The sequence below is a fragment of the Lysinibacillus xylanilyticus genome, assembly GCF_001708185.1.
GTDB classification, from domain to species: domain Bacteria; phylum Bacillota; class Bacilli; order Bacillales_A; family Planococcaceae; genus Lysinibacillus; species Lysinibacillus xylanilyticus_A.
The window spans coordinates 200,043-215,860 of record NZ_MDDN01000001.1 but is presented as its reverse complement, the minus strand read 5'-3'; the positions used below and the strand labels follow the sequence as shown (position 1 = coordinate 215,860).

Annotated in this window: 15 protein-coding genes; 12 read left to right on the top strand and 3 right to left on the bottom strand. The window is 38.8% G+C overall.

From position 1 onward, the window contains the following. Window positions 1-292: 292 nt before the first annotated feature. On the bottom strand, window positions 293-1,666 hold the full coding sequence (locus BFJ97_RS01070) for an aspartate aminotransferase family protein (protein ID WP_439097992.1): 1,374 nt from the start codon (window positions 1,664-1,666) through the stop codon (window positions 293-295). A 149-nt stretch (window positions 1,667-1,815) separates the two neighbouring features. Then, window positions 1,816-2,982 (bottom strand): PucR family transcriptional regulator, encoded by a 1,167-nt coding sequence (locus tag BFJ97_RS01065; RefSeq protein WP_068982806.1) that lies wholly within the window; start codon window positions 2,980-2,982, stop codon window positions 1,816-1,818. A 139-nt stretch (window positions 2,983-3,121) separates the two neighbouring features. On the opposite strand from BFJ97_RS01065, the gene BFJ97_RS01060 reads away from it, so the two are divergent. The 9 genes from BFJ97_RS01060 to BFJ97_RS01020 all read left to right on the top strand — a co-directional run bounded on the left by BFJ97_RS01060 (window position 3,122) and on the right by BFJ97_RS01020 (window position 12,871). Continuing rightward, window positions 3,122-4,366, top strand: a complete 1,245-nt coding sequence (locus BFJ97_RS01060) for a Zn-dependent hydrolase (RefSeq protein ID WP_068982805.1) — start codon at window positions 3,122-3,124, stop codon at window positions 4,364-4,366. A gap of 63 nt (window positions 4,367-4,429) precedes the next feature. After that, window positions 4,430-5,833: a dihydropyrimidinase gene (hydA, locus tag BFJ97_RS01055; protein ID WP_068982804.1), complete on the top strand. Its 1,404-nt coding sequence runs from the start codon at window positions 4,430-4,432 to the stop codon at window positions 5,831-5,833. Window positions 5,834-5,944: 111 nt separating this feature from the next. Continuing rightward, a complete protein-coding gene (locus BFJ97_RS01050; RefSeq protein ID WP_068982803.1) occupies window positions 5,945-7,327 on the top strand; it encodes an NAD(P)-dependent oxidoreductase in 1,383 nt (460 codons plus the stop codon). Window positions 7,328-7,563: 236 nt separating this feature from the next. After that, window positions 7,564-8,826 carry an NAD-dependent dihydropyrimidine dehydrogenase subunit PreA gene (gene preA, locus BFJ97_RS01045; protein ID WP_068982802.1) on the top strand — a complete coding sequence of 421 codons (1,263 nt, stop codon included), beginning with the start codon at window positions 7,564-7,566 and terminating at the stop codon, window positions 8,824-8,826. A gap of 102 nt (window positions 8,827-8,928) precedes the next feature. Continuing rightward, window positions 8,929-10,437 carry an NCS1 family transporter gene (locus tag BFJ97_RS01040; RefSeq protein ID WP_068982801.1) on the top strand — a complete coding sequence of 503 codons (1,509 nt, stop codon included), beginning with the start codon at window positions 8,929-8,931 and terminating at the stop codon, window positions 10,435-10,437. A gap of 35 nt (window positions 10,438-10,472) precedes the next feature. Continuing rightward, on the top strand, window positions 10,473-10,682 hold the full coding sequence (locus BFJ97_RS01035; protein ID WP_068982800.1) for a hypothetical protein: 210 nt from the start codon (window positions 10,473-10,475) through the stop codon (window positions 10,680-10,682). Between the two features lie 109 nt (window positions 10,683-10,791). After that, window positions 10,792-10,977, top strand: coding sequence for a hypothetical protein (locus BFJ97_RS01030; RefSeq protein WP_068982799.1), 186 nt, complete (start codon window positions 10,792-10,794; stop codon window positions 10,975-10,977). Window positions 10,978-10,991: 14 nt separating this feature from the next. After that, the gene (locus BFJ97_RS01025; RefSeq protein ID WP_068982798.1) at window positions 10,992-11,438 is read left to right on the top strand and encodes a hypothetical protein; all 447 of its coding nucleotides are present in this window, start codon (window positions 10,992-10,994) and stop codon (window positions 11,436-11,438) included. Between the two features lie 62 nt (window positions 11,439-11,500). Then, window positions 11,501-12,871 (top strand): amino acid permease, encoded by a 1,371-nt coding sequence (locus BFJ97_RS01020; protein ID WP_068982797.1) that lies wholly within the window; start codon window positions 11,501-11,503, stop codon window positions 12,869-12,871. A gap of 107 nt (window positions 12,872-12,978) precedes the next feature. Here the strand turns inward: BFJ97_RS01020 and pgeF are convergent, their stop codons facing one another. Further along, entirely contained in the window at window positions 12,979-13,743 is a 765-nt protein-coding gene (gene pgeF / locus BFJ97_RS01015) for a peptidoglycan editing factor PgeF (protein ID WP_068982796.1), read from the bottom strand. Between the two features lie 170 nt (window positions 13,744-13,913). Here pgeF and BFJ97_RS01010 point away from each other — a divergent pair, with 170 nt between their 5' ends. The 3 genes from BFJ97_RS01010 to safA all read left to right on the top strand — a co-directional run bounded on the left by BFJ97_RS01010 (window position 13,914) and on the right by safA (window position 15,773). After that, a complete protein-coding gene (locus tag BFJ97_RS01010) occupies window positions 13,914-14,537 on the top strand; it encodes a transmembrane-type terpene cyclase (RefSeq protein ID WP_068982795.1) in 624 nt (207 codons plus the stop codon). Between the two features lie 166 nt (window positions 14,538-14,703). Beyond that, a complete protein-coding gene (locus BFJ97_RS23925) occupies window positions 14,704-14,919 on the top strand; it encodes a hypothetical protein (RefSeq protein ID WP_139114358.1) in 216 nt (71 codons plus the stop codon). A gap of 245 nt (window positions 14,920-15,164) precedes the next feature. Further along, entirely contained in the window at window positions 15,165-15,773 is a 609-nt protein-coding gene (gene safA, locus BFJ97_RS01005; RefSeq protein ID WP_068982794.1) for a SafA/ExsA family spore coat assembly protein, read from the top strand. Window positions 15,774-15,818 lie beyond the last annotated feature (45 nt).

Below are 15,818 nucleotides of genomic sequence, written 5' to 3'. Positions count from 1 at the left end.
CAAGAAAACTGATGACCATTTGGTGGATCGTCAGTTTTTTGTTATGGCTAGGAGTATAGTATAAGGCTAAAATCCGCATAGAAATCAAGGATTGGGGAACAGTGTGTGTTATACATCCAGAAATCCAGATAACGAAGCGGATTGTCGTTTAGAATAAATTTCATTTCCTTGCAGCAATTAAAACAACTTCCGTATTTGTTACCATTAAAGTGATTTCTCCTAAAAGAACTGCCGATTGGTGAAGACTAATAATCAGTGGGGAAGAAAAAACCCCACTGATTATTAGTTCACTTTATGGCTGTTGTAGAAGTGTGTTTAACGCAGTCGTAAATTTCTCCACAATAAAATCTTTTTCATCCGAAGAGATAATCAGTGGAGGAGACAGTGTTAGGATATTGTTAAAGCCCGCAACAGTGACTCCATTTTTGCCAATAATTAATCCCTGATCTTTACATAAGCTAATCACATTGTTGACATCAGCTATATCAAGTGGTGTCTTACTATTTTTATCGCTTACAAGCTCAACACCTATTAATAAGCCCTTGCCACGAATGTTACCTACATATGGGTGATCTTTTAACTGCTCTTGTAATTCAGATAGAAGAAGAGATCCCACTTCCGCAGAGCGTGTAAATAGATTTTCCTGTTCCATAATTTCAATGTTTTTCAATGCAACCGCACAGGCTGCTGGAGAGCCACCAAACGTGTTGACATGACGGAAAAAGTCATACTCCTCGCTACCTGCAAACGCCTCATAAACTTCACGTCGTACAGCTGTGGCAGATAGAGGCATATAAGCGCTCGTTAAGCCTTTTGCCATTGTCACAATATCTGGTTGAATCCCGTAGTTTTGGAAGCCAAATGCCTTTCCAGTACGTCCAAAACCACAAATTACCTCATCGACAATTAGCAAGGCACCCTGTTTTTCACAGACAGCTTTTACTCCTCGTAAATAGTTTTCATGTGGCATAATGACACCACCGCCTGTAATAATAGGCTCCATAATAACAGCGGCAATAGTATCTGCCATCTCCCAAGTCATCACATTGTCGATGGCCTGCACAGATGGTAATGAAGTAGGATCGTTACTTTTGATATGATCTTCATTAGCACGATAAGCGTCAGGTGGCGAAACATGAATAAATCCTGGAGCAAATGGTTCATATTTATATTTGCGCTGAGCTTGTCCCGTCGCAGCTAATGCGCCCATAGAGCTACCATGATACGCACGGTAACGAGAGATAATTTTTGTGCGGCTAGCATTGCCCTTTTGCTGATGATATTGTCGTGCAATTTTAAATGCAACTTCATTTGCTTCAGAGCCACTATTTGAGAAAAATACGACATACTCATCGCCTAGAAGCTCACTAATTTTTTCACTCAATTGGATGGCAGGTATATGACCTACCGATAAAGGTGTATACGTATTTTCTAGTAATTGCTCATAAGCCACTTTTGCAATTTCCTCACGTCCATAGCCAACATTTACGCACCATAAACCAGACATTGCATCGAGGTATCGTTTCCCACCAATGTCTGTAATCCAAGCTCCTTTTGACTTTTCAACAATCATCGTTGCATTCGGATTATAGGGCTTCATAGCGTGCCAAACATATTGCTCATCTTTGACTTGCCAGTTTTGACCTGTTAAATTTGCCACTAAGATTCAATCCTCCTAAACAATTAGTTTTGCAAACATTCATCTATATGAGGCAACAAAATGCAAAGTCGACCCCATTTGTACTTTATATGAATGCCTAAAGTGATTTAGAAGGTGAATATATTAATCGAAAATTCAGATAGATATAATTCCGTCTATTGATGCGTCAATACGTCTTCAATCAAAAATGCGATATAGAGATTTGTTTTTGTAAATGGGTTACTTAAGTCCATATCTAATAGCGTTTCTATTTTTTTAAGTTTATAAAGGACTGTGTTGCGATGAATAAATTGGCGTTCGCTAATCCTGCTAGTACTACCATTTTCCTCGAGAAAAATGCGTAAAAATTGTACATAGTCTGTGTTATGCAATTCATCATAGCGGTAAAGCTGACCTAAGATGTCTTGATTATAGGATTTGATTAATGTTTGATTTTGCACGGCCATTATTATTTTATAGGCACCAATTTCTTTATATTTGTATAGGAAACGGTTGTTATGAAGTTTTGCTAATTGGATTACTGTTAATGATTCATCATAACTTTTGCGAACATTTTCAAGTTCTTTATGATAATTCCCTTTACCAATGATAATATCCAAGTAACCATTTTTTTGCGTTATTTTGTCGTATATTTCTTCAACGATTTTTGAGAAGGGAGTATTTGGTGTACTGATTTGTGCTCTGTCGATTAAAAAGATGAGGTGATTTTTATGCTTTAGTTTTAAGAAGCGTTTATATCTATTTTGAAATGCAAATTGAATCATGACCTCATAACGGTCAATACTAGCTTGTGCACCGTTTGTTGTGCATGAAATGATGGCAAACTCACTACCTTGTGGAAAACCTAACAGTGTTAATTGATCTTTAATATAGTGGGCGTTTTGTTTGTAGTGAAAAAGTAAGTTGTAGAGAATCTTTTCTTCGATGGAAAGCTCTTGATGGTGGTTGGAAATAAATTGAAATGTTGTTTTTAATAGATCTGCTATTCGATAACTCCATGGCATTTGAAAAATAGGGAAATCATGTTTGTTGGCAAATGTGATGACTGATTCTGGTATTTCCGGAATATATGGACCAGTATTAATAATAAAACCTGCTACTTTTTTAGAGAAAGCTAGTTTAACAAGCTGCTCTAAGTCTCCTTGTGAAGATAAATTAATACCTGTAGTCACGACTAATTCATTGGGTCTACAAAACATAATTAAATCGATGCTCTCTATTACGTTAATCCCTGTAACTCTTCGATATGTTCCGCTTTGTCCAGCTACTAATGTTAGCATCGGGAATTGAACTCCCTCTACAATTTTGCGAATCGTCCCCATTTTTTCCCCCCTTATTATGAACATAACTTACCATATATTATGTGCGGATGCACATATTTTTTTAGTTTGCTATCCATATCTCATAATTTTTATCTCTTATAGAATGTGTATTAACTACTGTGAAAGAGAGGACTTGCATATGTATAAGTGTAATAGTAGACGATTGCAAGAGTTAATTGAACAATTTAGTCAATTTGGAGCTATTGAAAATGGTGGCGTAACCCGTTTGTCTCTTTCGAATGAGGATGTATTAGCAAGAAACTATTTTTGTGAGTGTTGTGAAGAATTAGGGATGGATATTAAAGTTGATGATATGGGCAATATTTATGCCATTCTACCTGGGAAAAAGGATGTCCCGCCAATTGTCATGGGCTCGCATTTAGATTCCGTTGAAAAGGGTGGGAAATTTGATGGTGTGTTGGGCATTTTAACAGCCATAGAGGCCATTAGAACGTTAAAGGAAAACGAGATTGAGCTAGATATACCGTTAATGATTGTTAATTTTACGAATGAAGAAGGTGCTCGTTTTGATCCAGCAATGATGAGCTCTGGCGTCATCTCATCCAAATTTGAAAAAGAAAAGATGCTGCAATCTGTCGACAAAAAGGGCACTAGTTTCGAAGAAGCACTGCAAGCAAGCGGCTATGAGGGAGATCAAGAAAATCGCTTAAAAGAAGCACTTGCTTATATTGAATTGCATATCGAGCAAGGGCCTGTTTTAGAGGCGAAGCAATTGGAAATAGGCGTTGTTGAAGGTGTATTAGGCATGGTTTGCTATGAAATTACGGTGACAGGGCAATCCAATCATGCTGGAACGACACCGATGACAATGCGTCAAGATCCGATGATCATAACTTCGAAAATCATTTCGTATTTACATGAAGAGCTCGGAAAAATTGATGAACAGTTAGTGTTTACCTTTGGTCGAATGAATGTTTCTCCAAATATTCATACAGTGATACCGAACAACGTGACATTTACGATAGATTCACGTCATCAAAAACCAGAGATCATGCAAAAGGTTGAAGATATACTGAATAATCTTCCTACAGAGGATAAGGGCTGTAGTATAAAGCCAGTTAAGCTATGGGGTAGAGATACTGTCTATTTTGATACTCATATTTGTAATGAAGTGGAAAGGGCTTGTCAGAGCTTCGGCTATACTGCCCATCGAATGTTTAGCGGGGCAGGGCATGATGCGCAATATATTGCAAGTATTGTTCCATCAGCGATGATTTTCGTACCAAGTATTAATGGTAAGAGTCATTGTGAGGAAGAGGAAACAACATTTGAAGATTGTGCGAAAGGAGCAGATGTATTACTTGAAACAGTATTGACGCTGCAAACAAAGTTCAGTATGGGGGAGACCTACACACTACATTAAGGTAGTTCCTAACATTATTATGATTGAGCATTCTCCATTATTTTACGAAGGGTGAGGGGCAGAATGAAAAAAATTATTAAAGGCGGACGAGTTGCGACAGCTGCAGATATTTTTGAGGCAGATATTTTAATTGAAAACGGAAAAGTTGTTCAAATTGGCAAAAATCTACCCGACATTGGGGCAGAAGTAATTGATGCAACAGGTAAATATGTGATGCCAGGAGGAATTGATCCGCACACACATTTAGATATGCCATTTAACAATACTGTGACTGATGATGATTGGAAATCTGGTACCATTGCAGCAGCTTTCGGGGGGACAACCACAATTTTAGATTTCTGCTTAACTGCTGGAGAAGAAAAACTTTCGACTGCAGTTGAAAAGTGGCATGACAAGGCGAAAGGGAAATCAGCTATAGATTATGGATTCCACTTAATGATTGGTGATTTAACCCCTGAAACAGAAGCCGAATTGCCGCAAATCCTAGAGCAGGAGGGCATTACTTCTGTAAAAGTATTTATGGCTTATGCGAAAGAATTTCAAGCAACAGATCGCACCCTTTTTAAAGCTTTTAAAATAGCAAAAGACCTCGGTGCTGTTGTGATGGTGCACTGTGAAAATGGTTCTGTTATTGATGAGCTTGTAGAAGAGGCGCGACGTGCAGGTCATAAGGAGCCAATTTATCATGCGCTTACTCGTCCGGCTGAATTAGAAGGAGAAGCAACAAAACGTGCGATTGAGTTAGCCCATATTGCGGGCGCTACCCTTTATGTTGTGCATGTAACTTGTAAAGAGGCTGTAGATGAGATCATTGCTGCACGTGAAAAAGGCTATAACGTCTATGGTGAAACATGTCCACCATATTTAACTTTGGATCAATCTGCTTTAGCACAACCAGGTTTTGAGGGTGCAAAATATGTTTGGTCCCCACCACTTCGCCCGAAATACCATCAGGATCATTTATGGAATGCGCTAAAAGCAAAACAACTTCAAACAATCGGCTCTGATCAGTGCTCGTTTAGTTTTAAGGGTAAAAAACAGTTAGGAATAAATGATTTTTCTAAAATTCCTAACGGTGGGCCATTTATTGAAGATCGCTTCAGTATTTTATACTCAGAAGGTGTAGCAAAAGGGAAAATTTCTATCAATGAGTTTGTCGATATGATTTCCACAAGTGCGGCAAAAATATTTGGTTTATTCCCACAAAAAGGGACGATTGCAATTGGTTCTGATGCCGATATCGTTATTTTTGATCCAGAGGTAAAACGAGAAATTTCAGCGAAAACACATCATATGAACGTGGATTATAGCCCATATGAAGGTTGGGAAGTAACCGGTGAGCCAGTAAGTGTTCTAGTGCGTGGAGAGTATGTCATTAAAAATAAAGAATTTGTTGGTGTACTAGGTAGTGGGCAATATATAAAACGTCCATTAAAAACAGCAGCTGCAGAAGCACTAAACATGTAGCTTCTTCTTTCAGTTTATGACCGAATGGCCGATTGCTTTGGATGGAGAACAAAGCAATCGGTTTCGTAAATTACTTTACGGAAAAAATGAACACATGAGGGGGATGTGGAAATGGTTCCGATTCAAGAAAATCCAATGGCCTTACAGCTAAGACGTAATTTTGTGGAATTGACAAGCAAGATGACAAAGAATGAGGCAATGGAGGAAGCTAATCGTTGCCTGTATTGCTATGATGCACCATGTATTAAAGCTTGCCCAACGAGTATTCAAATCCCAAATTTCATAAAAAAAATTGCTTCTGGTAATATGAAGGGCTCTGCTACGACTATATTAGAAGCAAATCCAATTGGTGCAAGCTGTGCAAGAGTTTGTCCAACGGAGGAACTATGTGAAGGGGCGTGTGTACTAAATTCCTCAACAAAGCCAATTAAAATCGGAGAGTTACAGCGCTATGCTACAGATTGGGCAATGGAGACAAATGCTCAGCTATTTAAGCAAGGGCAAAGTAATGGTCAGAAGGTAGCGATTATTGGTGCAGGACCTGCTGGCTTATCTGCAGCTCGTGAACTTAGTCGTTTAGGCTATACTGTAACAATTTATGAAGCTGAATCGAAAGCTGGTGGTTTAGGTAGCTATGGTATTGTGTCGTTCCGCCTACCTAACGAAGTCGTTGATTGGGAAGTCGAGCAAATTGAAAAGCTTGGTGTGGAAATCAAAACAAACACAACTGTCGGTGTTGATATTTCTACTGATGAGATTTTAGAGCAATATAATAGTATTATTTTGGCGGTTGGTATGGGAGCTGTACCGAATTTGGGCATTGAAGGGGAAGAGCTAGATGGCGTACATGATGCCATCGAGTTTGTTAGGAATACAAAAATGGGACCGCTTACAAAAGAAATAGTTGGGAAGCGAGTAGCTGTTATTGGAGCCGGAAACACCGCGATTGATGGTGCTACATGTGCTGTACGTTTAGGTGCTGACAATGTTCAAATTCTTTATAGAAGAACACAAAAAGAAATGACTGCTTACAAATTCGAATATGAATTTGCCAAGCAGGATGGTGTTGAATTTAAGTGGTTAACAGCACCGAAAAAAATAATTGGTAACGAGCTAGGCAAGGTAGTAGGCATTGAATGTGTAAAAATGAAGCTTGGTGAAGCGGGGGCAGATGGTCGTCAAAGACCTAAGGAAGTTGAAGGCTCCAACTTTATTATTGAAGTGGACACTGTCATTAAGGCAATTGGTCAAACACGTTTTGTGTCATTGATCGAAGCTTTTGGCTTACAGCATACAAATGGTGTTGTGGATATTGATGAAACGACAATGCAAACTTCGAATGACAAAGTATTTGCATGTGGAGATGTCGTCTTCGGAAATGGACAGGGCGAGGCGATGGTAGTTACAGCTGTACAGCAAGGAAAAGATGCAGCCTATAAGATCCATGAACGTTTAACTTCTTTCAGCAAAGTGTCTATTGTACCGAAAGTGTAGCGACAGGTACAGATGAGTTGCAGAAATCTCCCATCTCTATAGGTGGTGAGGTGAATGCAAGTTTAAGTTACTTTTCAGCAGTTGTCCAAACATCCGCTGAAAGAAGTTAAAGCCTCCAGCGGATGTCACAGAATCGGAGTGGAGTTCTTTGTGCAAGCACAAAGCCGATTCTGAACGCAATTATGCCGAGGCATAATTGATGAAACCAAGTGAGATTGCATAAGGGAGGAACTAATATGGCAGACTTACGCATTGACTTAGCGGGCATCAAATCGCCGAATCCATTTTGGCTTGCCTCAGCACCACCAACGAATTCAGGTTATCAAGTACAACGCGCATTTGAAGCGGGGTGGGGTGGAGCTGTATGGAAAACATTAGGGGATCCGATTTTAAATGTTTCTTCACGCTTTGCAGCTGTTAGCTTTAACGGACAAAGAGTAGCTGGCTTTAATAATATTGAACTAATAACGGACCGTCCGTTAGAGGTAAATTTACAAGAAATCTATGAAACTAAAAAAAGGTTTCCACATCACGCAATCATCGCTTCTTTAATGGTGGAGCCAAAACAAGAAAAATGGCATGAGATTGTTAAACGAGTAGAAGATGTGGGGGTTGATGGTCTTGAGCTTAACTTTGGTTGTCCACATGGGATGGCAGAACGAGGAATGGGCTCTGCCTCTGGTCAAGTGCCTGAGTTGGTGGAAAAGCAAACGTACTGGGTGAAAGAGGCAGCGAAAACGCCAGTCATTGTGAAGTTAACGCCAAATATTACCGACATTACGGTAACAGCAGAAGCGGCCACAAGAGGTGGAGCAGATGCCGTTAGTATGATTAATACAATTAACAGCTTAGCTGGTGTCGATTTAGATACTTGGAATACAGTGCCTCATGTAGCAGGAAAGGGTGCACATGGTGGCTATTGTGGTCCTGCCGTTAAACCAATTGCACTCAATATGGTTGCAGAGTGTGCTCGGAATCCATTAATCAATGTTCCGATTTCGGGCATTGGTGGTATTTCTAATTGGCAAGATGCCGCTGAGTTTATCTTAATGGGAGCTACTGGCGTGCAAGTTTGTACAGCAGCAATGCATCATGGCTTTAGTATTGTTGAGGATATGATTGATGGACTCAATAATTATTTAGACGATAAAGGAATCGCCTCTGTTATGGATTTAGTAGGACGCTCCGTTTCTAGATATTCCAATTGGGGTGATTTAGACTTAAATTATAAAATCGTGGCTGAAATTAATAACGATGTTTGTATTAACTGTAATAAGTGTCATATTGCATGTGAGGATACATCGCATCAATGTATTGATTTATTTACAGAAGATGGTCGACCAATGCTGAAAGTTCGAGAGGAAGATTGTGTAGGCTGTAATTTATGCTCAATCGTCTGTCCTGTAGATGGTGCTATAACAATGGTTGAACGTAAATCTTCTGTTCCACCAATGACTTGGAATGAACGTCAAGCTCTAATTAGCAGTCTAGCTAAGTAAATAAGCTTTCAAATAAACTGAAATTCCACCTTCCTGTTGAAATGTTGAAGGAAGGAGCCTCATGTAGTTGTCACGGAAATTGAACAAAAAAGGAGAGAGTATATGGAACGTGAAGGGAATTATTTAAAATCCCCAGATTTACTTCCAGTGACACATCAACAAAGAAACATTGGAACATTTGGTTTTGCAGTAATTTGGATAGGAATGGCCATTGTTTTAGCAGCTTTTGCAATTGGTGGTTCAGCAATCATGAGCTTACCATTACCAATGGTGATTTTAGCAACATTGATTGGCTCTTGTTTAATTGGTGTATTTATGACGTTAATTGGTGATATAGGGGTCGAACATGGTTTATCATTCCCAGTATATATGCGTGCTCCATTTGGTACGTTTGGTACACATATACCGTCACTTGTCCGAGGAGTAACGGCTGCATGTTGGTTCGGTCTGAACACTTATTTTGGAGCACTTGCAATAAACGGCATTTTAAATTTACTTTTTGATTATGATAATTGGTTTATCTGTTTCATTGTCTTTGCAGCACTCCAACTCTTTAATACGTCACTAGGAATTAAATCGATTGAGCGATTTGCGGATTTAGCAGCGCCAATTATTATCTTAATTTCTTGCTGGATGTATTATACATTGGCAGATAATGCTGTAGCTCAAGGAAAGAATATTTGGACGTGGGTAGAGACGCCGACAACTGGTTTCGCTGCTTTTACCGCATTTATGGTAGTAATCATGGCAAACATGGGCTTTTGGTCCACGTTAGCAGCGGATATGCCTTCACTTTCACGCTACTTTAAAGCACCAAAAAATGAACGTAATTGGTTTAAACGCAATAAAACACAGTTAGTTGGTTCATTAATCGTCATGCCGATCACAAATACCTTTATTGTGACGATTGGTGCCGTGTGCTATATGGCAGTTGCCTCTGCGGATCCGATAAATGCATTACAGCAAAGTGCTAGTGGCTTTATTTTAGGAATCTTACTGTTAATGATTGTGTTAGCCCAATGGTCCACTAATACTTCTGCAAATGTTATCCCAGCGGCAACAATTTTCTCAAATATCGGCGGCCCCAAAGTACCGTTTTGGGTTGGGGTTGTTATTGCGGGGATAATTGGTATTCTTGCACAGCCATGGAGTTTATTTGGTGTATTAGTAAATGCACTATTAATTATCGGAGGTATTTTAACAGCGATTGTCGGTATTTTATTTGCTGATTATTATTTAATCCGTAAACGTCGTGTGCATGTAAGAGAATTGTATGAATTAGAAGGTCAATTTAAGTATTGGAATGGCTTTAACTTAGCTGGTTTAATCGCTTGGATTATTGGTGGGGCAGTTGCCAATGTTTTCTCCACTTATTCTTCCTTAGTAGGGTTCTTTGTAGGAGCATTTGTATATTATGTATTAGCGAAGTATTGGTGGTTTAAAAAGTACCCTCAAGCTGAGCTAGAAGATCCAAGTGATGCAAAGTATTTAGGTATTACAGCTGGTCATAATTTAGACGAATTATTTGGGCAGCAACAAGTGCCCGTGCCAACTGAGAATGATATCATTGAGCAACCAGATCCGCTATTAGAAGTAAAAGGTGCCGATTAATGTAGACACCCTAAATCGAAAGGTGAGGTGATGGCATGTCAGAATACCAACAAAGCGCAGAAGAAATAAAAAAGATAGATCATCATTTGGATAGCGGCTTTAAAATCCAATATGTTTATGAAAATTTAAGTGGAATGTTTGTAGAATTTGCGCGTCAAGAAGAGGTTATGCTGTTGCAAATTTTAACAGCAGATGCACGCAAATACTTCTCTGCAAAGCTCCAAGAACAGACGTTATTGCAGTAACATAGTAAACTCTATCCCATTCATCCTTAGATGATGAGATAGAGTTTTTTTAACGTAATGAAAATAGAGAGCCGTTAGACCCTTCAAAGTGGTGGATAGAACCGTCAAAGTGAAGGATAGAACCGTCAAAGTGGTGGATAGAAGTGCCGAAGCGACGGAAAGAAAAGCTGAAGCGACGGATGGAAGTGCCGAAGCGACGGAAAGAAAAGCTGAAGTGACGGATAGAAGTGCCGAAGCGACGGAAAGAAGAGCTGAAGTGACGGATGGAAACCAGAGCGACGGAAAGAAAAGCTGAAGTGACGGATAGAAGTGCCGAAGCGACGGAAAGAAAAGCTGAAGCGACGGATGGAAACCAGAGCGACGGAAAGAAAAGCTGAAGTGACGGATAGAAATGCGAGAGCGACGGAAAGAAGCGTCAAAGCGATGGATAGCCTCGCCAAAATGGTGGATAGACCCTTCAAAGTGACGGATAGCCCTGCCAAAGTCGTGGATAGAACCGCCAAAGTCGTGGATAGAACCGTCAAAATGGTGGATAGAACAGTCAAAGTGACGGATAGAAGTGCTGAAGCGACGGATAGAAATGCTGAAGCGACGGATAGAAATGCCGAAGCGACGGAAAGAAAAGCTGAAGTGACGGATAGAAATGCGAGAGCGACGGAAAGAAGCGTCAAAGCGATGGATAGCCTCGCCAAAATGGATAGAACATTGCCTTCAAATGTGTTTTTCCTAAAAATACAATTGTATTTTTCAAAATAATTTATTATTATTAAAAAATAATTCATCGTAGAAAGAACTTCAGAGAAAGAGGCGTTATTTGAATGGCAAATAAAGAATTAAAAAGAGGTTTAGAGGCACGTCATATCCAGATGATTGCTCTTGGAGGTACAATTGGCGTGGGTCTATTTATGGGTTCAGCAAGTGCCATTCAGTGGACAGGGCCTTCTGTGCTCCTTGCATATGCAATTGCAGGTATTTTTATTTTTTTCATTATGCGAGCTATGGGAGAGATGCTCTATATGGAGCCTAGTACAGGTTCCTTTGCAACATTTGGCTATAAATATATTCATCCATTAGCTGGTTATTTAACGGCGTGGAGTAATTGGTTCCAGTGGGTTATTGTTGGGATGTCAGAAATTATTGCAGTAGGAACATATATGCAATATTGGTATCCAGATTTACCGGCATGGATTCCGGGTTTAATTGCAATGGTAATTTTAGGTGTTGCCAACTTTATTTCTGTTAAATCTTTTGGAGAATTTGAATTTTGGTTTGCCATGATTAAGATTGTCACGATTATATTAATGATTGTTGCTGGTTTTGGTCTCATTTTCTTTGGGATTGGTAATGATGGCATTGCAATCGGATTATCGAATCTATGGAATCATGGAGGCTTCTTTACAGGCGGTTGGTCGGGCTTCTTCTTCGCTTTATCTTTAGTCGTTGCTGCTTATCAAGGTGTTGAACTTATTGGGATTACAGCAGGGGAAGCGAAAAATCCTCAAAAAACGATTACTAACGCGATTCAAAGTATTATTTGGCGTATTTTAATATTTTATATTGGTGCAATCTTTGTCATTGTGACAGTTTATCCGTGGGATGAATTAGGTACGATTGGTAGCCCATTTGTTGCAACGTTTGCAAAGGTTGGAATTACTGCTGCGGCAGGGATTATTAATTTTGTTGTCATTACAGCTGCAATGTCAGGTTGTAATAGTGGTATTTATAGTGCGGGACGTATGCTATATACGCTTGCGATGAATGGACAAGCACCTCAATTTTTTGCGAAGCTTTCTAGTAATGGGATTCCGATATTTGGTACTGTAGGTGTGCTAGTTGGTTTGGTCATTGGGGTTATTTTAAGCTATATTGCACCAGAAAATTTATTTGTCTATGTATACAGTGCTAGTGTGTTACCAGGGATGATTCCGTGGTTTATTATTTTAATAAGTCAAATACGATTTAGAAAAATAAAAGGTGAACAACTGTCGAAACATCCATTCAAAATGCCACTTTCGCCACTTACAAACTATATAACAATTGCTTTTTTAGTAATGGTGCTTATTGGTATGTGGTTTAATGAGGATACAAGAGTTTCTCTTATTGTAGGAATTATTTTCTTAGCGATCGTTACAATGAGCTACTTTGTTTTTGGTATTGGAAAAAATCGGTATGAAAATAATAAAAACTAATAGCGGTTTAATAAGAGGAGCAAATACGAGCGCGATGTAAGAGAATATCCGTGGAAAAGATACATCGAAAAGGGACAATCCATTGAGAACTGGATTGTCCCTTTCTTTTACTGTTCTTTTCGCATAATAAAGCTTAAATGTCTACCAGCCTGTTTATCTTGACGGTAGGAAAAACCATCTGGGCTAAGGAATGTGCACGTTGAATCAATCAAAATCTGCTTAGAAGGAATACCTGCAAGCTCACATTGTTTTTTGACAGTTTGCTGATTATCGATATGATATTTATTCGTTTGTGCATTGAAATACATAAAGTCCTCAGCGTAGCCTAGGTTGTTGAATTTTTCATAAACATCAGCATCCACTTCAAATTTCTGCTGACTGAGTGCCATACCGATTTGTACATGAAAATCTTGTGGGTTACAATGCTCATGCTCCATTAAATGTTGGAAAAGCTTTAAGGTTACTTCTTTGACAGTCCCTTGCCAGCCTGAATGAACCACGCCAATAAGACCCTTCACTTCGTTATAAAAAATAACAGGTACGCAATCTGCTGTAAAACTACATAAAAATAAATTCGGCTCTAATGTGTAAAGGGCATCGGTATTAGCAATGGCAGTGTCCATTTGCTCAGCGCCACGTCCTTTATCAGACATCGTGACTTTATGGAAATTAGCACTATGTGTTTGTTGAGTACAAATAAAACGATTCAAGTCACAATGCAAAGTAGCTGCCAATTTTTTTCGATTTTCTAGTACATCCGTTTCATTCACACATGTATGCAGAGCCATATTGTTTTGTTCTAGCTCGATGTTATCCTTTAAGGTAGTACCCGCGATCAATCGGTCGTTATCAAAATAAATCTTTGTTTTCATATCATCACCTCTTTTTACTATATATGATTGATTAATGAAAGTATAGGCGCTTACTCTTTTTAGAGCCTTGAATATTTACATACCCTTCTTTAGATCTTTTAGACATAAAAAATAGAATTCTTCACATATAGTATCGAAGAATCATTAATAGAGGGAAGGAGTATGTATAGATGACTCAAGAGAAATTCCTACTGATCTGTCAATTAGGCATGGGGCTATTTTGGATTATTACTTACATACTAATTATCAAACGAGGATTTCAGGATAAGAAATATGGCATGCCAATGGCCGCAATTTGTGCCAATATTTCTTGGGAGTTTATCTTTGCCTTTATGTATCCACAAAATGACCTGCAAAGGATCTTTACTTTCCTATGGTTTATGTTAGACGTCGTTATTATGATGCAATTTTTGCTTTATGGTTATAAAGAATATAAAAAAATAATTCCAAGAAAGTTATTTTACTCATCCTTTTTCATTACGCTCGCGGTAAGTTTTTTCATTATTTTAGCGATGATCCATGAATTCAATGATATAACAGGCAAATATGCTGCATTTTCACAAAATCTGATGATGTCAGGGCTGTTTATCGCATTATTTATCCAAAGAGGGAATTTGAGTGGCCAATCAATGGGTATAGCAATATGTAAAATGATTGGTACTATGTTTGCAGCAGTAGGCTTCTATATGTACTTTAGAACACCATTGATCACTATTATTTCGCTTGCCACCCTTATATATGATTGGATTTATATCGTATTAATCTATAGGTTCTATGTGAAATATGCTAAATAAGATTTTTCTTTTTACTTTATGATTTTATTAGCATTAAAAAGGCTCATCACCAAAAGTTGTGGATGACATTTGTTAAAACATATACTATGTAAATAAGTTGATTGGAGTGGAGGCTGGGTGACTCCTTGGGGATCAGCGTCACAGATGAGACCCTGAGGCCAACACGATGTTGGTCACGAAGGCATTGTCACAGGACGTGACGAACTTAGCCTTCGTTCCTTTAGCGAGTGAAGCGGCTCATCGGACGCCCCCAGGAAGCTCTGCTCTGCGCGAAAGCGAAGCGTCAGCGGCAAATGTTTTATCTGTGCGAAAGCGAAGCGACAGCAACAAAGCGCCCAGTCGGAACGGAAATCAACCACACGTTTTGGTGATGAACCATTAAAAACATGTATTGGTAATAATAACTATCATTCTGCTAGTGAAAACTATAGTAATATATCCCAGTTACAATAGTGTTGCAACTATATTACAAGATTAGAACTTAAGAATAGCGCTATATTGGTAATTGTTTAGTCTACTATATCTCTTGTCATACAACTGTAAAAATCCTTCCAAATATTTAGTGATGAATATTGCTCTAAAACTATTTACGATGTTTATAGAGCGAATCAGGAAGGAATGAATTATATGTTTAATAAAGTAAAAAAAGTAGCATTAGCTTCAGTATTATCAGCATCATTATTAGTGCCAGTAGCGGCGATGGCAGCCGATTCATATACAGTAGAAACTGGGGATACTCTTTGGAAAATAGCCTCAAAAACACAAACAGGTGTACAAGAGCTAATTGATGCGAATCCGCAACTTGCCAATCCAAATCAAATTAATCCAGGAGAAAAAATTAATATTCCTTCAAACGAACAAGTAAGCGTAGAGCAAGAGGTTGTGAAACTTGTCAATGCTGAACGAGCGAAGGCAGGTCTTCCGGCATTAAAAGAAGATTGGGAGCTTTCACGAGTAGCAAAATATAAATCTCAAGACATGCATGATAAAAAATACTTTGATCACACAAGCCCAACTTACGGTACACCATTTACGATGATGAAAAACTTCGGTATTTCTTATAAATCAGCCGGCGAAAATATTGCAATGGGTCAACCTTCAGCAGAAGAAGTAGTGAAAGCATGGATGAACAGTTCAGGTCACAGAGCGAATATTCTGAACGAAAGCTATACACATATCGGTGTAGGATATGTGAAGGATGGCAATTACTGGACACAAATGTTTATTCAAAAATAAGAGCAATGAACTGTTCCAAAATCAGTTGAAACTGATGGGGCAGTT

Bases quoted from the DNA above. Each gene is read 5' to 3' on its own strand.
- hydA (WP_068982804.1), top strand. From the start codon at position 4,430: ATGAAAAAAATTATTAAAGGCGGACGAGTTGCGACAGCTGCAGATATT.
- BFJ97_RS01050 (WP_068982803.1), top strand. From the start codon at position 5,945: ATGGTTCCGATTCAAGAAAATCCAATGGCCTTACAGCTAAGACGTAAT.
- BFJ97_RS01010 (WP_068982795.1), top strand. From the start codon at position 13,914: ATGACTCAAGAGAAATTCCTACTGATCTGTCAATTAGGCATGGGGCTA.
- preA (WP_068982802.1), top strand. From the start codon at position 7,564: ATGGCAGACTTACGCATTGACTTAGCGGGCATCAAATCGCCGAATCCA.
- BFJ97_RS01040 (WP_068982801.1), top strand. From the start codon at position 8,929: ATGGAACGTGAAGGGAATTATTTAAAATCCCCAGATTTACTTCCAGTG.
- BFJ97_RS01035 (WP_068982800.1), top strand. From the start codon at position 10,473: ATGTCAGAATACCAACAAAGCGCAGAAGAAATAAAAAAGATAGATCAT.
- BFJ97_RS23925 (WP_139114358.1), top strand. From the start codon at position 14,704: ATGTTGGTCACGAAGGCATTGTCACAGGACGTGACGAACTTAGCCTTC.
- BFJ97_RS01065 (WP_068982806.1), bottom strand. From the start codon at position 2,982: ATGGGGACGATTCGCAAAATTGTAGAGGGAGTTCAATTCCCGATGCTA.
- BFJ97_RS01060 (WP_068982805.1), top strand. From the start codon at position 3,122: ATGTATAAGTGTAATAGTAGACGATTGCAAGAGTTAATTGAACAATTT.
- safA (WP_068982794.1), top strand. From the start codon at position 15,165: ATGTTTAATAAAGTAAAAAAAGTAGCATTAGCTTCAGTATTATCAGCA.
- pgeF (WP_068982796.1), bottom strand. From the start codon at position 13,743: ATGAAAACAAAGATTTATTTTGATAACGACCGATTGATCGCGGGTACT.
- BFJ97_RS01020 (WP_068982797.1), top strand. From the start codon at position 11,501: ATGGCAAATAAAGAATTAAAAAGAGGTTTAGAGGCACGTCATATCCAG.